General features: G+C 73.6%; 14 protein-coding genes and 1 pseudogene. 10 read left to right on the top strand and 5 right to left on the bottom strand.

From position 1 onward, the window contains the following. Positions 1–116: 116 nt before the first annotated feature. The 4 genes from AC07F0_RS07830 to AC07F0_RS07815 all read left to right on the top strand — a co-directional run bounded on the left by AC07F0_RS07830 (position 117) and on the right by AC07F0_RS07815 (position 5,959). On the top strand, positions 117–1,097 hold the full coding sequence (locus tag AC07F0_RS07830) for a lysylphosphatidylglycerol synthase transmembrane domain-containing protein (RefSeq protein ID WP_478975618.1): 981 nt from the start codon (positions 117–119) through the stop codon (positions 1,095–1,097). A 227-nt stretch (positions 1,098–1,324) separates the two neighbouring features. After that, entirely contained in the window at positions 1,325–2,422 is a 1,098-nt protein-coding gene (locus tag AC07F0_RS07825; RefSeq protein WP_478975615.1) for a mechanosensitive ion channel family protein, read from the top strand. Positions 2,423–2,798: 376 nt separating this feature from the next. Beyond that, entirely contained in the window at positions 2,799–5,018 is a 2,220-nt protein-coding gene (locus tag AC07F0_RS07820) for an NADP-dependent isocitrate dehydrogenase (protein ID WP_478975613.1), read from the top strand. 128 nt (positions 5,019–5,146) lie between these two features. Then, positions 5,147–5,959 (top strand): N-formylglutamate amidohydrolase, encoded by an 813-nt coding sequence (locus AC07F0_RS07815; protein ID WP_478975610.1) that lies wholly within the window; start codon positions 5,147–5,149, stop codon positions 5,957–5,959. A 293-nt stretch (positions 5,960–6,252) separates the two neighbouring features. Here AC07F0_RS07815 and AC07F0_RS07810 read toward each other — a convergent pair whose 3' ends face one another. The 3 genes from AC07F0_RS07810 to AC07F0_RS07800 all read right to left on the bottom strand — a co-directional run bounded on the left by AC07F0_RS07810 (position 6,253) and on the right by AC07F0_RS07800 (position 8,806). Next, positions 6,253–6,732 carry a hypothetical protein gene (locus AC07F0_RS07810; protein WP_478975607.1) on the bottom strand — a complete coding sequence of 160 codons (480 nt, stop codon included), beginning with the start codon at positions 6,730–6,732 and terminating at the stop codon, positions 6,253–6,255. A gap of 5 nt (positions 6,733–6,737) precedes the next feature. Continuing rightward, on the bottom strand, positions 6,738–7,313 hold the full coding sequence (locus AC07F0_RS07805; RefSeq protein WP_478975604.1) for an RNA polymerase sigma factor: 576 nt from the start codon (positions 7,311–7,313) through the stop codon (positions 6,738–6,740). Positions 7,314–7,375: 62 nt separating this feature from the next. Then, a complete protein-coding gene (locus AC07F0_RS07800) occupies positions 7,376–8,806 on the bottom strand; it encodes a S8/S53 family peptidase (protein WP_478975601.1) in 1,431 nt (476 codons plus the stop codon). Between the two features lie 178 nt (positions 8,807–8,984). Here AC07F0_RS07800 and AC07F0_RS07795 point away from each other — a divergent pair, with 178 nt between their 5' ends. Then, a complete protein-coding gene (locus AC07F0_RS07795) occupies positions 8,985–11,552 on the top strand; it encodes a CHAT domain-containing protein (protein WP_478976252.1) in 2,568 nt (855 codons plus the stop codon). A gap of 44 nt (positions 11,553–11,596) precedes the next feature. On the opposite strand, the gene AC07F0_RS07790 is transcribed toward AC07F0_RS07795, so the two are convergent. After that, on the bottom strand, positions 11,597–13,321 hold the full coding sequence (locus AC07F0_RS07790; RefSeq protein ID WP_478975599.1) for a LuxR family transcriptional regulator AbsR2: 1,725 nt from the start codon (positions 13,319–13,321) through the stop codon (positions 11,597–11,599). Between the two features lie 96 nt (positions 13,322–13,417). Between AC07F0_RS07790 and AC07F0_RS07785 the strand changes: the two are divergent. The 5 genes and pseudogenes from AC07F0_RS07785 to AC07F0_RS07765 all read left to right on the top strand — a co-directional run. Then, positions 13,418–13,894: pseudogene (locus tag AC07F0_RS07785) on the top strand (zinc metalloprotease); the annotation flags it as partial. A 521-nt stretch (positions 13,895–14,415) separates the two neighbouring features. Continuing rightward, positions 14,416–15,669, top strand: a complete 1,254-nt coding sequence (locus AC07F0_RS07780) for a hypothetical protein (protein WP_478975596.1) — start codon at positions 14,416–14,418, stop codon at positions 15,667–15,669. A gap of 55 nt (positions 15,670–15,724) precedes the next feature. Beyond that, entirely contained in the window at positions 15,725–16,600 is an 876-nt protein-coding gene (locus AC07F0_RS07775) for a hypothetical protein (protein WP_478975593.1), read from the top strand. After that, on the top strand, positions 16,597–17,676 hold the full coding sequence (locus AC07F0_RS07770) for a P-loop NTPase family protein (protein ID WP_478975590.1): 1,080 nt from the start codon (positions 16,597–16,599) through the stop codon (positions 17,674–17,676). Before AC07F0_RS07775 ends, AC07F0_RS07770 begins: the two co-directional genes overlap by 4 nt. A 53-nt stretch (positions 17,677–17,729) precedes the next feature. Further along, entirely contained in the window at positions 17,730–20,000 is a 2,271-nt protein-coding gene (locus AC07F0_RS07765; RefSeq protein WP_478975588.1) for a hypothetical protein, read from the top strand. Here AC07F0_RS07765 and AC07F0_RS07760 read toward each other — a convergent pair. Next, positions 19,978–20,973, bottom strand: coding sequence for a hypothetical protein (locus AC07F0_RS07760; protein WP_478975585.1), 996 nt, complete (start codon positions 20,971–20,973; stop codon positions 19,978–19,980). The two genes, AC07F0_RS07765 and AC07F0_RS07760, sit on opposite strands and share 23 nt — an antisense overlap. Positions 20,974–21,111 lie beyond the last annotated feature (138 nt).

Genomic DNA, 21,111 nt, shown 5'->3' with positions numbered 1-21,111 from the left:
CCGTTCCCCCCGCAAAGGCCCCGATGACGCTCTCCTCCCAGCCGCTCCCCGTCCGTAAGACGCCGTCCGCACGTCCGCAACCCGCCGTTGGCGGGGCCTGGGAAGCCTCTGCGGACGTGACAGCGGTACAACTCCCCGAACTCCGCCCGGGACGGCTCCCCCGTGTCCCGGTCCGCCGCCTGCGCCAGATCCTGTGTCTGCTTCCGCTCCTGCTGGTCACCGTGGTCGCCGTGCGGCACCGGTCGGTGCTCGCCGAGGGCTTCGCGCATCTGGGCGACGCCGAGTGGCCGTGGCTGCTGGCCGCGGTCGGCGCGACCTGCCTGACCTGGGTCGCCGCCGCCTGCACCCGGCAGGGTGCGGTCGTCGAGCGGCTGCCCCGACGGCGGCTGCTGGCCACGCAGTTCGCGGCCGGCGCCGCCAACCACCTGCTGCCGACCGGGCTGGGCGCGAGCGCGGTCAACCTGCGGTTCATGACGGTGTGCGGGCTGCCGCTCGCCCGTTCGTCGGCGGCTCTCGCGCTGTATCTGCTGGCGGAGAGCATCGGCCGGGTGGCCCTGCTGGGTGCCCTGCTCGTCGCGTTCCCCGACGCGCTGCGGCTCGGCGCCCTGGTTCCGGAGACGGCGTTCGGCCCGCTACTGGCCGGTGCCGGTGTGGTGTTCGTCATCGCGGTGGCCGCGCTGACCCTGGTGCGGAGGGTGCGCTCGGCCGTGCTGTCCTTCCTGCGGACGGCGCTGGGCGAGGCCCGCTCCGTGCACACCCGTCCGGCCCGGGCCTTCGCCCTGTGGGGCGGATCCTTCGCGTTCCCCGCGTTGCAGGCGACCGTCCTGGTGCTGGTGGGCCGGGCGATGGGACTGGACGTACCGCCCGCGCACATGGCGGTGGCCTACCTGGCGGCGACGGTCGCCGTCGCGCTGGTGCCCACACCGGGCGGGATCGGCTCGGTGGAGGCGGCGCTGGTCATGGCGCTGGTGGCGGCGGGCGGCCCGGCCGCGGTGGCCACGGCCGTGGTCCTCGCCTTCCGCGTCATCACGGTCTGGCTGCCGCTGCTTCCGGGCGCGCTGACGCTGGCGGCGCTGGTGCGGCTGAAGGTGATCTGACCGCCCGACAGGCCCGCAGTGCCCTCGCGGTGCACCCTGGCTTGGCCCGTTCCCCGGTACGAAACCCCGTGCGGAATGCGGCAGGATGAACGGTCGTGCCGACCGCAGGTCAGGGTGGCCGGCACGGCGGAACATCCCGCAGGACGAACAGGTGACGACGTGACGAAACTTCACATCCGGCGGCCGGAAACGGCGTTCGCCGCAGTTCTTCTTCCCGGAGGTGACAAGTGAACCGGGCGCTCACCGCGGACGATCTGGTCTTCGCCGGCATCGCCCTGGCGTCGGGCCTGCTGGCGGCCTTCGCACTGCGCATGCTGCTGCGCTGGCTGGGCGGGCACGCCGACCGCACCCGCTGGAGCGGGGACGACGTCATCGTGCACGCACTACGGGCCGTGCTGCCATGGGCCGCGGTGGTGGGCGGCGCGGCGGGCGCCGCTGCGGTACTCCCCCTGAACCGGACGGTGCAGCACACCACCAACCAGGTGCTCACCGTGCTGCTGATCTTCGTGGCGACGGTGTCGGCGGCGCGGGTGGTGGCCGGACTGGTGCGCACGGTCACCCAGTCCCGCTCCGGGGTCGCCGGCTCGGCCACGATCTTCGTCAACATCACCCGGATCCTGGTCCTGGCGATCGGCTTCCTGGTGGTGCTCCAAACCCTGGGGATCTCCATAGCCCCGCTGCTCACCGCCCTGGGCGTCGGCGGTCTGGCGGTCGCGCTGGCGCTCCAGGACACTCTCGCCAACCTCTTCGCGGGCATCCACATCCTCGCGTCCAAGACCGTCCAGCCTGGTGACTACATCCGTCTCAGCAGCGGTGAGGAGGGCTACGTCGAGGACATCAACTGGCGGCAGACGACCATCCGCAACCTGTCCAACAACCTCGTCGTGATCCCCAACGGGCAGCTGGCCCAGGCGAACATGACCAACTTCATGCGGCCGGAGGAGCAGCTGACCATCCTGGTCCAGGTCGGGGTGGCCTACGACAGCGACCTGGAGCACGTGGAGCGGGTGACCAACGAGGTCATCGCCGAGACGATGACCGAGGTCGAGGGGGCCGTGCCGGACCACGAGCCGATCATCCGGTTCCACACCTTCGGCGACTCGCGCATCGGCTTCACGGTGATCCTGGGCGTCGGAGAGTTCAGCGACCAGTACCGGATCAAGCACGAGTTCATCAAGCGGCTGCACAAGCGCTACCGCGCGGAGGGCATCCGCATCCCCGCTCCGGCCCGCACGGTTGCGCTTCAGCAGGGCGGGGTGGTCATCCCGCAGCAGCGCACGGGCGAGATCGAGCCGAACGAGATCGCCCCGGCCCGGTTCGACTGAGCCTCGCAGGGGCCGCTGCGGCGCTCTTGAGCAGGTGGTCGGCCACCGTGACCTGCACCACCCGGGGTCATGAGCGAGCGGGACGGGTACGCGTACGCGATCCGCTCGCCGGTCACCGGTCACAGATCGCTCCGGAGCCGGCCGCCGGCGTGGGCAGCCCCCTTCCGTTCCCGCCCGGGCGTTCGCGGGAAGCTGACGAGCGGGCGAGGCGGCCGGGCGGCGCGCTCAGGGGCCGGAGAAGCCCACGCCGCCGCCACCGGCCCGGGCGCCGGGGCGACCGGTGGCGCGAAACTGGGCGTGGACCCCTGTCGAGACCAGGTCGGTCAGGAGATATCTTGATGTCGAGCAATGTTGCAGACGTGGAGCGGAGCACCCGGTGACTGACTCGACCATCATCTATACGCACACTGACGAGGCCCCGGCCCTGGCGACGTATTCCTTCCTGCCGGTGGTCCAGGCGTACGCCTCGCAGGCGGGTGTCGCCGTCGAGACCCGCGACATCTCGCTGGCCGGGCGCATCATCGCCCTGTTCCCGGAGTACCTCACGGAGGACCAGCGCATCCCGGACGCGCTCGCGGAGCTCGGCGAGCTGGCCAAGACGCCCGCCGCCAACATCATCAAGCTGCCGAACATCTCGGCGTCGATCCCGCAGCTCAAGGCCGCCGTCGCCGAGCTCCAGGGCCAGGGCTACGCGCTGCCGGACTACCCGGACGACCCGAAGACCGACGAGGAGCGCGAGATCCGCGCCCGCTACGACAAGGTCAAGGGCTCCGCCGTGAACCCGGTCCTGCGTGAGGGCAACTCGGACCGCCGGGCCCCCGTCTCGGTCAAGAACTACGCCAAGACCCACCCGCACCGCATGGGCGCCTGGTCCGCCGACTCCAAGACGAGCGTGGCGACCATGGGCCAGAACGACTTCCGCTCCACCGAGAAGTCCGTGGTGATCGCCGAGGACGGCGCGCTGCGCATCGAGCTCGTCGGCGACGACGGCACCACCACCGTGCTGCGCGAGTCCGTACCCGTCCAGCAGGGCGAGGTCGTCGACGCCTCCGTGATGCGAGTCGCCGCACTGCGCGAGTTCCTGGCGGCGCAGGTCGCCGAGGCCAAGGCCCAGGGCGTGCTGTTCTCGGTGCACCTGAAGGCGACGATGATGAAGGTCTCCGACCCGATCGTCTTCGGCCACGTGGTGCGCGTCTTCTTCCCGAAGACGTTCGCGAAGTACGGCGACAAGCTCGCCGCGGCCGGCCTGAGCCCGAACGACGGTCTGGGCGGCATCTACAAGGGCCTGGACGCCCTGCCGGAAGGCGCCGAGATCAAGGCCTCCTTCGACGCCGAGCTCACCGAGGGCCCGGAGCTGGCGATGGTCGACTCCGACAAGGGCATCACCAACCTGCACGTGCCCTCCGACGTCATCATCGACGCCTCCATGCCGGCCATGATCCGCAGCTCGGGCCACATGTGGGGCCCGGACGGGCAGGAGCACGACGCCCTGGCGGTCATCCCGGACTCCTCCTACGCGGGCGTCTACCAGGCCGTCATCGAGGACTGCAAGGCCAACGGCGCCTTCGACCCGTCCACGATGGGCACGGTGCCGAACGTCGGCCTCATGGCCCAGAAGGCCGAGGAGTACGGCAGCCACGACAAGACCTTCGAGATCGCCACCACGGGCACGGTCCGCCTGGTCGACCAGAACGGCACCGCGCTCATCGAGCAGACCGTCTCGGCCGGTGACATCTTCCGCGCCTGCCAGACCAAGGACGCGCCGATCCGGGACTGGGTGAAGCTGGCCGTCACCCGCGCCCGCGCCACCGGCGACCCGGCGGTGTTCTGGCTGGACGAGACCCGCGCGCACGACGCCAACCTGATCGCCAAGGTCAAGGCGTACCTGCCGGAGCACGACACCGAGGGCCTGGACATCCGGATCCTGAACCCGGTCGAGGCCACGAAGCTGTCGGTGGAGCGCATCCGCCGCGGCGAGAACACCATTTCGGTGACCGGCAACGTGCTGCGCGACTACCTGACCGACCTGTTCCCGATCCTGGAGCTGGGCACCAGCGCCAAGATGCTGTCGGTCGTCCCGCTGATGGCGGGCGGCGGCCTGTTCGAGACGGGTGCGGGCGGCTCGGCGCCGAAGCACGTGCAGCAGCTGGTCAAGGAGAACTACCTGCGCTGGGACTCCCTGGGTGAGTTCTTCGCCCTGGTGCCGTCCCTCGAGCAGTTCGCCAAGGTGACGGGCAACGCCCGCGCCCAGATCCTCGCCGACGCCCTCGACCGCGCCACGGCGACCTTCCTCAACGAGGACAAGTCACCGACCCGCCGCGTCGGCGGCATCGACAACCGCGGCAGCCACTTCTACCTGTCCCTGTACTGGGCGCAGGAGCTGGCCCGGCAGACCGACGACGCGGACCTGGCGAAGGCGTTCGCGCCGATCGCCGAGACGCTCGCCACCAACGAGCAGAAGATCGTCGACGAGCTGGCCGCCGTCCAGGGCAAGCCGGCCGACATCGGCGGCTACTACCAGCCCGACCCGGCGAAGGCCGCCGAGGTCATGCGCCCGTCCGCCACGTGGAACGAGGCGCTGGCGTCCCTGAGCTGACGCCCCGGGCCCCATCGGCCCACCCGCTCCGCCCCGGCCGGCGCACCGCCCGGCCGGGGCGGAGTTATGTTCGAAGAGGCCGGGCTTTCGAGTGAAGCCCCCCGACCACGTCCCCGTGGAGCCGCCGTGTGACCGACGACCCCTCGTCCTTCGACTCCCCGTGCTTCGACGTCCTGCCCGGCGCCGGGCACTCCCCCGTCATCCTGCATGTCCCGCACTCGGCGCGGGAGATACCGCCGTCCGTACGGGCGGGCATCGTGCTGGGCGACGACGAGCTCGCGCGGGAACTGGACCACATCACCGACGCGCACACGGCTCGGATCGCCGAGGCGGCGGCCCGGGCGGCGGGCGTCGTTCCGTGGCGGTTCGTCAACCGGCTGTCGCGGCTGGTCGTCGACCCGGAGCGCTTCCCCGACGAGCGGGAGGAGATGCGGGCCGTCGGCATGGGCGCGGTCTACACCCGGACCACGCACGGCGGTGTACTGCGGTCCGGGGACGCCGAGGCCGGGCCGCTCGTCGCGCGGTACTTCCTGCCGTACGCGCGGGCGATGACACAGGCCGTGGCGGACCGGCTGGCGGCCACCGGGCGGGCCGTGATCATCGACGTGCACTCGTACCCACGGGCCCGGCTGCCGTACGAGCTGCACGGGGAGGGGCCGCGGCCGCCGGTGTGTCTCGGCACCGACTCCTTCCACACCCCTCCTGGGCTGCGGGACGCCGCGCGGCAGGCCTTCGGGGACATCGGGGAGGCAGGGCTCGACAGCCCCTTCAGGGGCGCCTACGTGCCGCTCGAGTTCTACGGGACCGACCCGCGGGTTCAGGCGCTGATGGTGGAGATCCGCCGGGACACCTACATGACCGAGCCGGGTGGTCCCGCCGGTCCCGGTCTGGAGCGGCTCGCCGCCGCGCTGGCCCACCTGGTCGACGCCGCCTCCGGCTGACCGGCACCGCAGCGACGGCAGGCTCGCGACTCGACCCGACCGCCGAGTCCGGCGCCCAGAGGGCGTCCGTCAAGTCCCGCAGCCCGCCCAGGGGGCGGGCTCTGCGGACGGACACGGCCTAGGTGTGCTGTCCGCAAAGTCCCTCTTCCGCCCGGAGGGCGGGCCTCGCGGCGTCTGGTGCGTGCTCTCGGTGCGCCGGGCGGAGTCCCTCGTACTGGATCTTGGGGCTTCGTCCGGTGCGGCGAGAGGGCGTGCCAGGCGTCGCGGGGCAGGCGGGACTTTGCGGACACGGCCTAGGCCCGCAGCCACTCCGTCACCACCACGTCCCCGCCGGTCCGCAGCCGGAGGGCGAACGGGCCCGACGGGGGTGTGGCGGCGGTGAAGCGGCCCAGGTCGTCGGCCGTGAGCGGGGACCCGGGGCGTGGTCCGCCCAGGACCTCGATCCTGGCCTGCTGCGGCGGCAGTACCTGGCCCATCAGCCCATGTGCGGTGACCTCGACGTCGACGGTCACCTCGCCCGCCTGGAAGGTCAGCATCCGGGGCGGGCCGCCGGCTCCCCGGACCGGGAGGGCGTCGACCAGCGAGTCGAAGGTGAGTTCCGCGACGCGGGCGTCCAGGTCGTGCAGCGCGTAGGCGTCGACGGCGATCTGCTGGAGCTCCGCCGGCACGGGGTCCAGGACGGCGGCGGCCCGCCGGAGCTCCTCCTCCAGCAGTCCCGTGTCCAACTCCTCGTCCCCCCAGCCCTCTTCGTCGAACAGCTCGTCGTCGTTCATGTCGCTCACATCGCCCCCCGCGCTTCGAGCCGGGCCCGCAGGCGCCGCAGACAGCGCTGGCGCAGCGGCCCGATGCTGCCCACCGCGATCCCGAGCGCGGCGGACACGTCCTGGTAGCTGGGCGGCGGCGTGGCCATCAGTACCCGCAGCAACTGCCGGCACCGCTCGCCCAGTTCCTCGAACTCCTGCCACAGCCGCCGCACGCGTTCGCTCTGGGCGGCGGCCTCCTCGGAGTCGAGCAGCGACTGTTCCGGCGTGCCGTCCTCGCTGACCCGGTCCAGGAGCTGCGGGTCGTCCGTCAGGGTCAGCCGCTGCGAGCTCCGGATGACCTTCAGGCACTCGTGGCGCGCGGTGCTCGCCAGCCACGCGCCGGCCTTGACGGGTTCCCGGATCCGCCCGAGGTGCTGGGCGAAGCGGAACCAGGCGGTCTGGTACACCTCGTGGGCGTCCGCGTCGGACAGCCGGTGGGCCCGCACCACGGACCACACCAGGGGGCTCAGCCCTTCCACGAGCGCCTTCCAGGCCGCCGCGTCGCCGTCGGCGGCGGCCTGGACGAGCGCGCCGGCATCAGTACGGTCCACGGCAGCCCCACCCCTCGAGTACGGCACGTCATCGTACGCCGCGGAGGGGGCGGTTCCGGCCCTCACGGCCCGGGGGTGAGGCGCACGACAGGGACGGGGCGCCAGGTGGGCGGGCGCAGCGCGGGCACCTGCGCCCCGCGCACGTCCGCGACCCCGGTGACGGCGGCGAGCAGTTGCCGCCGGGCCGCGCGCGGGTCGGTCTCCTTGTGCGCCGTCATGTGCGCGGCGACCAGGCCGGCGGTCACGGGGGTGGCGAAGGAGGTGCCGCTCCACTGCGCGTACCCCTCGAACATCACCTGGTCGGGCTTGGCGGCGTCGCCCTCGTCGCTGAGCACGCCGCTGTGGCGGGGGTGCCGGCAGGTGCAGCCGTAGGAGAAGCCGTAGCGGCAGGCGTCGTACGTGGAGTGCTGGTAGACGTACGGGACGGGCGTCTCGAAGCCGGTGAGGGCGCTGGTGAGGCGCTCGCCGGGGGCGAAGACCTTCACCCACGGGCCGTGGTTGGTGAAGCAGGCGCCGGACTCGCCGTCGCTGCGCAGCGCGCCCACCGACAGCACGGAGTCCTCCCAGCCGGGCAGGTCGGCGTAGGCGGCGGGCCAGAAGGGCGTGGCGCTGCCGTTGTTGCCGGCGGCGGCGACCAGCAGGGTGCGCTGCTCGCGCAGTTCCCGCATGAAGTTCTCCACGCCGAGCAGGCCGTCGGTGCGGCCGTTGGAGGTGCCGGCGGACAGGCTCAGGACGTCGGGCCAGCCGCCGGCGTCGACGGCCTCGAAGAGCTTCTCGCCGAACTCCGACTCCAGGACGGCGCCCGCGTCGTTGAGGCTGCCGCGCACGGTGATGTCGGTGTTGGGCGCGACGGCGGCGACGAGCCCGGCGATGAACGTGCCGTGCCCGACGTACTGCTGGAGGATCCCCTGCTCGTCGCACTCCTGGACCTGGGCGTCGCCGTCGGTGTGGGCGAGGAGCGCGCAGGAGCGGTAGTCGTGTGTGAGGCCGGTGTCGACGACGAGGACGCCGACGGCGCTGTCCGGGTCGTGGGCCGTGTCCGCGGCGGCCGGGTTGGGCGGCTCGGTCGCCAGGACGGGCACGGGTTCGTCGCCGGGGCAGGCGTTGACCGCGATGTGCACCACGTGGTTGCGGGCGACCATCCGGTGCCCGGCCCGGGCCTCGCGTTCGCGTACGGCCCGCAGCGCCTGCGCGACGGCCCGGTCGGTTCCCCGGCTTCCCTCGCCGGGGTCGCCGACCCGGATCCGGGTGACGCCGCTGCGGTTGGCCTGCGGGCCGGCCCGGCGGACCTGGTCCTGGTCCAGGTCGGGTGCCGCCGTGAAGTGCGCCCGTACGGTGTCCTCGACGACCCGGGCCTCCTCGCCGTCGCGGACGAGGACGACGCCCTTCTCGTACATGAACTCGGCCGAGTCGTCGGGTCCCATGGCCAGGGGGACGTCGGGCATCGAGCGCTGGATCTGGTCGAACTGCTCGTGGAATCGCTGAGGTGCCATGCGGGTCCTCCCACTGGGCGACGGCTTCGGTCGGTGCGGCGAACGGTCGTCGGCGCTCGTCGACAAGAGCCGCCGGGCGGCTTTTTGATACAGAGCCAACCCTGTGTGCCGCGGTTCGGGGGCCACTACCATCCGAGGAGTGACAGCGGGAAGCGGCTCGGTGCGGGAACTGCTGCCGATGGTGTTCGCCGACCCGGGCGAGGCTCTCGCGAGGGCCCGGGCGCTCCTCGACGCCGATCCCTTGCCGCTGGACGCCTCCGTCGCCCACCAGGTGATCGGCATCTGGCAGCGGGACTTCGGTGATCTGCGGCTCGCGCTGAAGCATCTGCGGCGGGCCCGGGAGTTCGCGGCGCGGGCGGACTCGGCCGACCGGGAGGCGGACGTGCTGGCCACCCTGGGTGTGGCGCTGGTGCACGCGGGCCGTACCCGGGAGGGCCTGTCGGCGTTCGAGCGGGGGGTCGCGCGGGGCGGCGGGCACACGCGGGCGCGGGTGCTGTACCGGCGGGCCTACGTGTGGTGGGTGCTCGGTCACCATCGCGAGGCGCTGGAGGACGTACGCCGGGCGGTCCCCGTGCTGCGGCAGGCCGAGGACGTGATCTGGACGGCGCGGGCGCTGACCCTGCGGGCGACCGTGCACCTTGCGCTGGGGTCGGTGGAGCGGGCCGAGGCGGACTTCACCGCGGCCGAGGCCCTGTGGGACACCACCGGCCAGGAACACGACAAGGCCGACGCGGTGGAGAGCCGGGGGCTCACCGCGTTCCGGTCCGGTGACGTGCCGGCGGCACTGCGGCTGCTCGACGAGGCGCAGGAGCGGTACGCCCGGCTGGGCACGCCGACGTTCATGCTGAACATCCGGCGCTGCGAGGTGCTGATGGCGGCCGGGCTGGCTCCCGAGGCGCTGGCCGAGGCGGACGCGGCGATCGGGAAACTGGACGGGATCGGCGGGCAGTCCACCCGCAAGGCGGAGCTGCTGCTGGCCGCCGCGCGGGCCGCACGGCTGGCCGGGGACCCGCACACCGCGATCGCCCGTGCCGCCCTGGCGGTGCGGCTGTTCGCCGGGCAGCGGCGCACCTGGTGGGAGACGCACGCCCGGCTGGTGCTGATCGAGGCGCGGCACGCGGCCGGGCGCGGTTCGGGGCGGTTGGTCGCCGACGCGGCCGCGGTGGCCGAGAAGCTGGCCGCCTTCGGTGCGCCGGCCGCGCCGGAGGCGTCGCTGCTGGCGGGCCGGATCGCGCTGGGGCTGGGCTGGACGGCGGACGCGGAGCGGCACTTGGCCGTCGCCGCCCGCAGCCGGCGGGGCGGCCCGCCGCTGGCGCGGATGACGGGCTGGGCGGCGCAGGCGCTGCGGGCCCGGGCCGCCGGCTCCACCCGGGGCGTGCTGGAGGCGTGCCGGCGCGGCCTGGACGTGCTCGACGACCACCGGATGACGCTGGGCGCCTCGGAGCTTCGGGCCCGTGCCACCGAACAGGGCGCGGAACTGGCCGCGTTGGCGCAGCGGGCCAGTCTGGTCTCCGGCGGGCCGCGGCGGCTGCTGGTGTGGAGCGAGCGCTGGCGGGCCACCGTGCTGTCCACCCCGCCGACCCGGCCGCCCGCCGACCCGGAACTGCTCAGCGGCATGACCGCCTTCCGTGAGATAGCCTCCCGCGCGGAGGCCGCCCGGATGGAGGGCAGGCCGGTTCCCGCACTGGAGCGTGAACAGCGGCGCCTGGAGCGGCAGATCCGCTCCCGGACCCTGCACATGCGCGGTGAGGCCCCCGGTGGCGGCGACCGTTTCGAGGTCGGCCGGCTGCTGGAACGGCTGGGCGACGAGGTGCGGCTGGTGGAACTCGCCGTGCTCGACGGGCGGGTGCAGGTGCTGCTGTGCGGGCAGGGGCGGGTGCGCAGGTTCGAGGCCGGGCTGCTGGCCGACGCGGAGACCGAGGCCGAGCACGTGCAGTCGGGGCTGCGGCGGCTGGCGCACCCCGGGGCCGAGGCGCGGCTTGCGGTGGTGGAGGCCGCGGGGCGGCGGCTGGAGGAGCTGCTGCTCGGACCGGCCGCGGCGCATCTGGGCGGCGGCCCGGTGGTGATCGTGCCGCCGGGACGGCTGCACCGGGTGCCGTGGGCGCTGCTGCCGTCGCTGCGGGAACGGGTGCTCAGCGTGTCGCCGTCGGCGGGCAGTTGGCTGCGGGCGCGGGAGACGGCGCCACCGTCGGACGGTCGCCATGTGCTGGTACGCGGCCCGGGCCTGGCCACGGGCGGCGCCGAAGTGCCCGAACTGGCCGGCCGGTACGCCTGCGCGACGGTCCTGGAGGAGGACGAGGCGCGGGTGCCGCGGGTGCTGGAGGAGCTGGACGGGGCCGCCCTGGCGCACATCGCCGCGCACGGCACGTTCCGCGCGGACAGCCCGCTGTTCTCCTCGCTGCGGATGGCCGACGGCCCGATCGTCGTGCACGACTTCGAGCGTCTGGCCCGCAGTCCCTACCGGATCATCCTGTCCTGCTGCGACACCGCCCTCCTCGCCTCCGTCGGCGCCGACGAACTGCTCGGTCTGGTCACCGCGCTGCTGCCGCTCGGCACGGCCGGGGTGGTGGCGTGCAGCGCGCCCGTCAACGACGCCGCGGTTGTGCCGCTGATGCTCGCGCTGCACAAGGGCCTGGGGGCCGGGCTGTCCCTGGCGGAGGCGCTGCGCGACGCCCGGGCCGCACTGCCGGGCGACGCGCTGCACCAGGCCACGGGGTGGGCGTTCTCGGCGTTCGGGGCGGCCTGACCCGTCCCCTGTGCGGGTCAGGCCGCCGGTCTGGGTGGTGGCGCTCAGGCCGGCTGGGCCTCCGGGACTTCCGCCGGCCGGGGCAGGGCGCCGCGGTCGCTCGCACCGAGCCGGGCGTAGGCGCTGTACAGGTGGTTGCCGACGGTCCGGATGGACAGGGTGAGGCGCTCGGCGATCTGCCGGTTGCTCAGGCCCGCCGCCGCGAGCGTGACGATCTGCCGTTGCCGGACGGTGAGTTCGCCGAGGACCAGCCCGGACAGGGCCGGTGTGCGGGCACCCTGGCAGCGCCGGGCCAGGGCGACGGCCCGGGTGCGCGAGTGCCGGGCGGCGCTCGGATCGCGGTGGGCGCGCACGGCCTGGGCGTGTGCCTCCGCGGCGAACAGCGTGAAACCGCGCCGCTCCAGCTCCTCGGCCACCTCGTCCAGGGCCGGACCGTCGGCCCGGGTGAGCGCGTCGGCGTGCCGGGCGAACACCCCGGTCAGCCGGTCGATGACCTTCTCGGGACAGCCGAGGCGAACGGCGTCGTAGGGATCGGCGAGGGCGTCGAGGTCCAGGTCCCCGCCGCTGTCCACCGGTGTGCAGGCGCAGGCGAGTTCCGCCCGGCAGGCGGCGTCCCCGGGATCGCTGCGCAGCCCCTCCCTCGCCCAGGCCGCGGCCTCCCTCAGCTCCCCCCGCAGCCGGGCGAACCGGGCGCGCACCGCGGCGTACCGGCCGGGCAGCGGGCCGCCCTCGGCGACCAGCCACTCCCCCACCGGCGTGGGCATCGCCCGTACGTCGTCCTGGTCGATCCGGTCGGCCAGTGCGGCCGACTCGGCGTCGAGGGCGGCGGCGTACGCGTCCGGTGTCCGGGCCAGCCGGCGTGCCCGCAGCCGGCCCGCCGCTGCTCTGAGCACCGGGCCGTGCAGGGGATGGGCCAGGCGGACGCCACACAGGTCGTCGACCTCGATCAGGCCGTCGGACTCCAGGACGTCGAGCGCCCCGAGGTCCAGATCGTCCGGCGGCAACGACAGCGGTTCGGCGAAGGCCAGGCGGTCGAGGATCTCCCGTTCGAGCGGGCGGGCGCGCCCGAGGACGGGGGCGGTCCGCTCACGGACGGCCGTGGTCAGCGGCACGGGGCCCCGCCACGCCCGTTCGCCGGTGTCCGGTTCGAGGGTGAGCCGCCCCCGCACCGCCCCGAGCAGGTCGCGCAGCAGCCGCAGGTCGCCCCGGCTCAGGCGCCGCAGCCGGTTGACGGTGAGCGCTTCGAGAGGGCCGGCGCCGGCGGTGAGCAGCTTTGCGGTCTCCTCCTCGGGCAGCTGCTCCAGCGTGAGCCGCGGCAGGAGTTCCCCCGTCCACAGCCGGGAGATCGCGCCCGGCACCGGGGCGCCGTCCGTGGCGACGACCAGCAGGCGGGTGCGGCCGTGCACGGCGAGCTGGTGGACCAGGGCGGCGGAGGCGTCGTCGAGCAGCTGGGCGTCGTCCACGACCAGCGTCCGTACACCCGACAGGAGCTGGACCGCACGGTGCAGGGTGACCGACTCGGGCAGCAGATGGGCGAACGCGGCGAAGGGGATGGCCCGGCTCCCGGGCGTGCCGACCGCCCGGGCGCAGTCGGTGCCGCGGAGCGCCTCGGTGACGAGGCGGGTCTTGCCGCGGCCCGCCGGGCCCGTCACCACGATGCCGCGGCGTCCGCCGGCCAGCGACCGGCGGACCAGCTCCAGTTCGTCCTCCCGCCCGGCGAACGGCCAGGGCAGCTCCAGCGTCGTCGCGTCCCTCTCGTAAGTCGTCACACAGACATGAGCGCGGCTACTCACTTCTGATACAGGGCGACTTGAGTAGCCCCCGACTCAGGCGCCCGGGAGCGGCCGCGGGGCAGGCTGTGGGCCATGACCGCACGCCACTGCTCGCTGGCACAGGCGCCGGCGCCCGCCTTCGCACCGGGGCCGGCGGCCGAGCGGCTGAGCGCGCTCGCGAGCGGGCGGCGGATGTGGGTCAACGGCACGGTCCCGCACTACTGCTTCTTCGACCATGACACCGACGCGTCCGTCATCCCCGTGCCGGGGACGGGGATGACGCGACGCGTGCCGTGGACCGGGTCCGAGGAGCAGCGGGACGTGGCGCGCGGGTGCTTCGCGCAGTGGCAGGACCTCGGGATCGGGCTCACCTTCGCCGAGGTCGGCGACCGCTCGGAGGCCGAACTGCGCATCGGGTTCCAGCTCGGCGCCGGCTCCTGGTCGGCGGTGGGCCGGGACGCGCTGCCGGCCGGCCGGCACGAGCGCACCATGAACTTCGGCTGGGACCTGACCGCGCCCGGGAAGCGCGGGACGGCCCTGCACGAGATCGGGCACGCGCTCGGCATTGTGCTGGTGACGGCACGGGCCCGCCGCGCGGACACCTGAGCCACAGTCCGGCGCCGGGGGAGCGGTCGGGGACGTCACCTCATCGGGGGGTGGGTGACGTCCTCGACCACGCCATGCTTCCTCGGCCACGCCATGCGTCTTGTCCCCCTCCACGCGTCCCGCACCGTCGCGTTCCCGCCCTCCAGCGCGTGCGCCGCCCTCCGCTCGTGCACGCCGATGTCGGCCGGAGCGGGGGGCGCACGGCCGCCGGACGCGATGCCGTCGAGAGCCTCGTCGAGGGCTGCGGGGCGGACGCGGGGCGCACCGGCCGTGGTGCCGTGGATCCACCCCAGGGGTGAAGAGCGTTCAACGGCCGCCGCGGCCGGGCATCGTGCAAGGGAACGGCTGGCAATGGCGTTACGCCGTCCGGATGATGAAGCCTACGCTTGATTGCTCTCGCGGTTGCACGTACGTACCAGAATGCGCACGAGGTGCCGGCGGCCCGACTACGCTCGCGGCGTAACACCGGGTGATGGGGGGAGCCAGTGGAGACGTCCCGACGTAACCGTGCCTGGCGGCCGAGACTGCCGGAGGCGGTTCCGGCCGTTCTGCTCGGCGCGCTCGGCGCTCTGGTCCTCGGGACGGTGATCGGCCTGGCGACGGATCCGTCGCGCATGGTCGGCACCACCGGATACGTCTTCGCCACCGGACTGCTGCTGGCCGTCGGCCTGTACGGCAGCACGTACGGCATCGACCTCGCCGACCTGCGCCGTGATCTGCGCGGTGTGGTGGCGGCCGTCACCCTGGGGGTCGTCCTCAAGGCGGGGATCATCTCCGGTGTCATGGTCCTGGCCTTCGGCCGCCCGGAGTACCTGATCCTCGGCATCGTCGTCGCGCAGATCGACCCGCTGTCGGTGGCCGCCCTCAGCAGGGACGGGCACATGTCGCAGCGCGCCCGGTCCCTGCTCACCGCGTGGGCCTCCTTCGACGATCCGATGACGGTCCTGCTGACGCTGTACGTCGCCGGATACGCCTACACGGCCGCGGGGCACGCGGGCACGCCCTCGGTGGTGGGCGGCGGCACCCGCGGTTACGCCCTCGGACTCGCGCTCAATGCGCTGCTCCTGGCCGGTGCCCTGCTGTTGTGGTGGGCGGGCGGCAGGCTGTGGCCCGCCCGGAAGGAGCTCGACGCCGGCGGGACCCGGCGGCCGGCGACGCCGCTCGCCGCCCTGCTGGCCGTGGCCGTGCTCGTGCTCGCCGCCGCGAACATGCTGATGCTCGCCGTGGCCGTCGCCGGTCTGTTCCTGCGGACGAAGGCGTTCAGCCGGCCGCTCGCGCGAGCGGTCTCCAGTGCCTTCCTGCTCGCCACCGCCCTGCTGGGGCTGTTCGTCGCCCAGGGAGTGTCGCCGGCCCCGGGTGTGCTGCTCGGTGCCACGGCGTTCGCGGCGCAGGCGGTGGTGGCCGTGCTGCTGATGCCCCTCTTCGTCCGCGGTCTGTCGGGCAGGGACCGGTTCCTGCTGGGAACCGGCCAGCAGAACGGCCTCACGGCCGTGCTGCTCGCCCTCACCCTCGAACGCGACTTCCCGAAGACGGTCGGCATCGTCGCCCCGGCCGTGGTGACGGTCAACCTGTTGCACTACGGGGCGCAGATCGGGTTCGGCTGCTGGTCGCGCCACCGGTCGCGGAGGAACCGGCAACCCCGGGGCGTCCTGGAGCGTCTCCCCGAACGCCCGGCGGGCGAGGGCGGCGGGCCGCCGGCCCCTCCGGCCACGGCCGACGGACTGCGGTCCTCCGCATAACCGGATGGTGTGCGGCGGCCGGGCGCGGCCGCGGCCAGGGGCACGGGGAGGCCGGATGGGTGAACGGAGAGGGAGCGGGGGCGGGCGGCGGGCTGTGCTCGGCGTCCCGGTCCTCGCCCTGCTGCTGCTTCCCGCCAGCGCTGGGCCGGCCGTCGCGGACACCGGCAGGAGCGATGTCCGGCTGGTGTACTGCCTGGCCGACGAGCACCGGGGCGACCTCAGGGACGCGGCACTGCGGCTCGGTGTGGTGCGACGGCCGGCGGGGACGGGCGGTGGTGTGAACGCCGTCGAGGTTCCCGGGCGCGAGGGCGGCGTGCTGTCGCTGGAGGAGTGGGCACAGCGGCACCGGGGGGACTTCGAGCGGGTCTGCGACGCGCTGCTGGCCGCCGCGGGCGACCCACCGGGGGCGTCCGCGGACAAGGGCGGTTCGGGGCAGGGCGGGTTCCTCGACGCGGTGTACCTGCTCGCGGCGGGAGCGGCGCTCACCCTGGTCGGGCAGATGACGGAACGGATCTCGGCGGAGCGGCGCACACGCGGCCGGCAACTGGCGGCGGCGGTACGGGAATTCCGGAGGATCGCATGGCTGTATCTCGCGGCGTACGAGCAGGATCCCGACGCGGACCACGCCGAGGCGCTACGGGCCAGGGAGGCGCTCTCCGGCCTGCTGGCCCTGGTGCCCGGCCCGGCTCCGCGCAGCGAGGCGGCCCGCCGGCTGGCCGACTCCCTGCCCCTGGCGGAGCCACTGCCGGGCAGCCGCGGCGGGCAGCTCCTGGGACCGCACGAGAGAAAGAGCGAGGCGAGCGCCGTGCGCACCACTGTGGACCGGCAGGCACGGGACGTGGGGGAACTGCTGCGCCCCGCGCCCCTGTGGTGGCTGCGGAGATTACGCGGCGACCGCCGTCCCACAAGCCCCGGAGGACCTCACGCATGACCAGCTCCGACTGGGCGAACCCCTACGGAGTGCGCAAACCGTACGGACCGAACGGCATGAACAGCGGTCAGAACGGCGCCTGCGCGCTCAGCGCCGACCACCCCCTGGTGCCGTGGAAGGAGCCGGACCACATGCACCAGTGGGTGGACGTGGACCACTCCCAGGAGGCACTGGACCGCTTCAGCGGGACCTTGTCCGAGCTGGGCGAACTCCTCGACTCGAACAAGGGGTACGGCCGTGTCGTGATCGTCAGCGGCCCGGCCGGCATGGGGAAGACGACACTCATCCACCGGTGCCTGTACGAGGTGAAGCGGCGCCTGGCGGTGGACGGGGCCGCGGTGGGGAACCCGCTCCCGGTGTTCGTGCCGACGGCGGGGCTGGAGAACGACGGCCGCCGGATCAGTGTCGATCCGGACGGCGAGTCGTTCGCGCCGACCAGGCTGATCAACGACCGCATACGCCGCGAGCTCGCGAAGCGGCTGCGGACCCACGACTTCCCCGAGTCGCGCGTCAAGGCGATCATCGACGAACAGGATCCGTTCCAGGCCTACGGCGAGATGAGCGATCTGCTGGTCCATCGCAACGCGCTGCTCTTCGCCGTGATCCCGCACATACGGTGGAACGACGCACACCTCAGGGCGGCGTTTCTGCGCACCTGTCTGAGTCATGCGCACCCGAGGATCGTACTGTTCGTCGAAGTGAGCCAGGGCGCGGCGGAGACGGCGAAGGAAGTGGCCGCCGCCCTCAGCGGATCGGCGGCGGTCACCCATCTCGCGCTGAGCGAGCTGAACTCCGAGGACATCTGGCGGTTCAGCCGCAGCGCCCGGCCGGGCCACGGCGGACCGCACACCCTGGTCGAGCCGGACAGGAGCTCTCTGATGGCAGCGCACGACGAGTGGAAGCCGCGCGACGTACGCGAACTGCGGAAGGTCTTCCACTCGGCGGCGGACGCCCTCCGCTGCGCACCGCACCCCTGGCCGATCGACGCCGACGCGCTCAGACCCTACTGGGAGCGGCGGCGGGCGAGCCGCGACGCCCTGCTCCGCGATCCGATCCGGCCCCGCCCCGGCGGCTGACGCCCGCCACGCCACCTCGACCGCGCCTGACAGGACCCGCAAGGAGTGCCATCGTGGCCGCAAACAGCGCAGACACCTGGTACAGCAACCCTTTCCCCCTGGTGCCGGTCGTGCGGCTCGGCCCCTCGGCCGATCTCGGTGACGCTCCGGTCGAGGCCGCGGACTCGGGCAACGCCCACGTCCCCACCCGGATCCTGCGGGAACTCCAGGACCTGGTGCGCGACTACCTCCGCGACCAGCCCCGGGGCGGCCGGCGCGGCCGGGCCATCGCCGTGGTGGGCGAGTTCGGCCTCGGCAAGAGCCACGCGGCCCGGGAGGTGTGCAACGGTCTGGCCCGTCCGGACGGCCCGGCCATGTGGATCGTCGACGAACCGGCGCAGGACTTCGGCCGTATGTACCGCGACCGGCTGCGCGGCCCCGCGGACACCCCGGAGGGCCGGGCCGCGCTCGAGGAACTCGTCCGGGACTACTACGCCTATGTGACGGCGGTCCGGGTCGGCGAGCAGAGCTCCGGCCCGCGGCCCGGCCGGCTGGACGACGTGCCGCTCGACGACATCGCCCTCGACGACATCGCCACCGGGCTGCGCGACCGCGTGCTCGACCCGGACAAGGTGGTCTCGGCCCTGCGCTACGACCCCGAGGTGCTGCACGCCGATCTGCGGGTCACCCTCGGCGAGGTGACGGAGCATCGGCGGTTCGCCACCGCGCTCGCCCTGCTCCAGGACCCGCGGTTCACCTCGATGGTGTGGGCGTGGCTGACCGGGGACGAGCCGGCGCAGCAGCTGAAGGAACGCGGCATCAAGGACGCCGTCACGGGCATCGACCCGGTCTTCGACGCGCTGGCCGTCCAGGGCTTCCTGCACGGCAGGGTCGGCAAGCCGTACGTCCTGCTGATCGACTCGCTGGAGAAGGTGCTGGACTGGCCGGAGGAGTCCCGGCGGACGTTCGTCGACGCCTTCGAGCGTCTGGTCAACGTCTATGTGAGCCGCGGCGGTCTGCTGGTGTTCTGCACCTCGCCGCGCGGGCTCAACGCGTTCCGCCCGAGCCTGCACGAGCGCGTGGTGCAGCTCTGGCCGACCCGCTTCAGTGCGGAACTCACCGCGGAACTCGTCGCCGAGTACGTCGGTTCCGGCCCCCGCCCCGCGTCCGCCGAGGGCACGGGCGCGGTCGAGCGATGGCCGGCGCCGTTCGGTGCCGAGTCGGTGGCGATCCTTCAGGAACTCACCGGCGGGGTGCCCCGCGAGATCCTCAAGACCTGTCATCACGCCTGGCAGTTGAGCGAGGACGGCGGCGGCGCGGTGCGGGAGGTGAACGCCGCGACCGTGCTGAGGGCCGTACGCGGGCTGCACGACAACGTGTCCGAGGACCAGGTGCTCTCCACGATCCACGACGCGCTGGCCCTCGGGCAGTGGCGCATCGCGTCGCGCGACCCGGTCCCGGCGCGGGCGTCGTCCGACGACGGCTCGCTGGTGGTGGCGTACTGGCTGGAGCCGGTGCCGAACGCCTACATCGCGATCGTGGTCACCGGTTCGGTGCTCGTGGCGGACGACCAGGAACGCATCACCGCGCGCGTCCGGGCGCTGCGCGGCGCGCTGCATCCGGCCCAGGCCGAGGTGCTGCTGGTGGTCAACGGCCATGTGTCGCGGACCATGCGGGACCGGCTGGCGCGCTCGCTCGGCTCGCAGCCCCTGCTGTACCGCCCGGGCGACTTCCCGAGAGCTGTGAACGAGGCTCTGGACCGGCTGCGCTCACGCCTCACGGAGCTTCGCCAGGAGGCCGATCTCGCGGAGCTGACCAGCGAGCTGCGCGGTGCGCTCGGCGAGCACAGCGCCCAACTGGGCCAGCTGCGCCGGACGGTGAGCGATCTGGCCCGGCGCGATCTGGTCGCGGTGGCGCCCGGCCCGGCGCGGTCGGCGCTGCCGGAGCCCGTCGAGGGCCGGTTCGAGGAGGTGTTCACGCTGCTCGACGCGGCCGTGGAGCGGCTGGCCGGCCGCCCGGCCGGCGACGGCGAGGGCCCGCTGCCGCGGGCGGGGCAGGCCGATCTCACGGCGCTGGGATGCGCCACCCTGGTCCGGCAGCTGACGGAGCGGTTCCGTACGGGCGCCGACTCCTGGTTCCGCTCGGCCGCGCCCGGCGCGCCGACCGAGGAGCAGTGGGCACGGCTGCGCCGGGTCTGCCGGGAGTACGAGACGGCGGTGGAGGTGCTGCCCGTGCAGTCCCTCGGCAGTCCCGGCCCTGCGCACCGGCCCACGGCGGCGCGCGCCGTGGAGGCGCTCGCCGACGAGGTGTGGGGCGCGCTGGTCAGTGCCGTTCGGGCGCCGTGACCTCCCGCAGGGCGCCCGCCAGGTCGTGCAGCCGGCTCTCCGCGTGGCCGACCTGCCGCTGGTCCAGCGTCACCCCGAGGACATAGTCCCGCGGCGACAGCCAGGTCACGAACACGGCGCCCTCCTGGACGTCCAGGACCAGGCGGTCGGCGGGCGGCTGCACCACCAGCCGCAGGGCGTCGGTGAGCCGGGCGAGATGGCCGCGCAGGTTCTGGGCGAGGTCGCGGTAGGCGGTACGGCGTGAGCGCACGCTGACGTCGAGGAAGCGGGGACCGAGCTCGGGGTTCTCGAAGACGTCGCCCGCGCAGACGAGTTTCCAGTCCCGGTAGAAGGCGGCGTACTGCAGGTCGAGGGTGTTGACGTGGCCGCCCCACAGGGCCCGCAGCCGCATCTCGGACAGTCCGTCGTGTTCGGCCGTCGCCGTCCCGAAGTCGATGCGCAGCCGCTCCTTGTGTTCCCGCAGCAGTTCCGCAGGGCCCGTCAGGCCACCGGGCAGTTCGTCGGGAAGGGAGAGCACCTGGGTGCGGATGGCGGAGACGAGGCCGTTCATGGCCGCGTCCGTCGCGGGCATCCCGCCGGGCGTGTCGGTGAGGGCGGACACGTACTCCCCCGTCTTGACGCGACCGCCCCACAGACCGCCGCGCGCGTTGGCGAGCACGACTCGCATCAGCTCGCCCGTGCCCAGCGGCCGCATCACGGCGTTCAGATCCTGGGTGCACAGCAGGAGCCGGCTGCCGGGCAGGGACTCGTTCGCGATGTCCTCGCCCTGCTCGGTGACCAGGCTGCTCAGCGGAGGGCAGTCGCCCCTGCGGACGACGAAGTCGACGATGCCGTTGCTGTAGTGGGACACCGACCTGAGGGCGGGGACGCCGGCGAAGGCCCCTTGGCACAGCTCTGTTATTCGGCCGTGGACCTCCGGGGACCAGTGTGACTCCGTGAAGAGCTCGGTCTCCGGGTGCGGGGCTGCTGCCACGTACGCTCACCTTCCGTCGTGGAACCGTCGCCGGGCGACGGCGCCGGGCCTTGGTCTTTTGCCCGCAAGTCGGGCCTAGGGGGCTTCTGATGGATCTCCGCGGCGTCGCGACGCCCGGCACGCCGAGAGCACGCACCG

This window comes from Streptomyces sp. NPDC045955 (assembly GCF_056430805.1).
This window is presented reverse-complemented; position numbering and strand designations above follow the sequence as displayed.